This window comes from Furfurilactobacillus curtus (assembly GCF_045862785.1).
Lineage (GTDB): Bacteria > Bacillota > Bacilli > Lactobacillales > Lactobacillaceae > Furfurilactobacillus > Furfurilactobacillus curtus.
On sequence record NZ_BQXO01000017.1, the window covers coordinates 1,995 to 2,689 of the forward strand.

The 695-nt window shown below is 38.0% G+C and carries 1 pseudogene; it reads left to right on the top strand.

From position 1 onward, the window contains the following. A pseudogene (locus tag ACKTR2_RS10070) lies at positions 1-346 on the top strand (type IV secretory system conjugative DNA transfer family protein); the annotation flags it as partial. Positions 347-695 lie beyond the last annotated feature (349 nt).

Genomic DNA, 695 nt, shown 5'->3' on the forward strand with positions numbered 1-695 from the left:
GAGTATCTTAGGTAATCATGCCGTTAAAATTTGCTTGAATGCCGCTAATGACGTAACTGCTAAATACTTTAGTGATTTACTAGGAAAATCAACGGTGAAAGTGGAAACGGGAAGTGAAAGTACTAGTCACAGTAAGGAAGAGAGCCACAGTAAGAGCGATAGTTACAGCTATACGAGCCGTTCGCTGATGACACCTGATGAAATCATGCGTATGCCTGAAGATCAGAGCTTATTAATCTTTAGTAATGCCCGACCAGTCAAAGCTACAAAAGCGTTCCAATTTAAACTATTTCCAGGTGCCGATCATTTGGTTAACTTGTCACAAAACGATTATCAAGGCCAACCAGAAGCCAGCCAGGAAACCCACTTTAAGAATAAGGTAGATAAGTGGAATCAGACAGTTAAAGCACAGCACCAAGCCAAAAAAGACGATCAAACAACCGATGACGAAGAAGACAAATTGCAGGATAATATCGATCAAAAATTAGAGTCTAGACATAAGAAAATGCTTGGATAATGGAGGACATATTAATGAAAAAATATTGGAAATATATAATCGCTGTGATGACAGTGTTGCTGATTGTTGTTGGTCTTACCGCTTGTGGAAAGTCTACAGCACAGGATTTGCAAAGTAATAAATGGTATCTCAACCAAAAAGGACAAAGCTACAAAACCCAATTTAATAAAAAAACAAT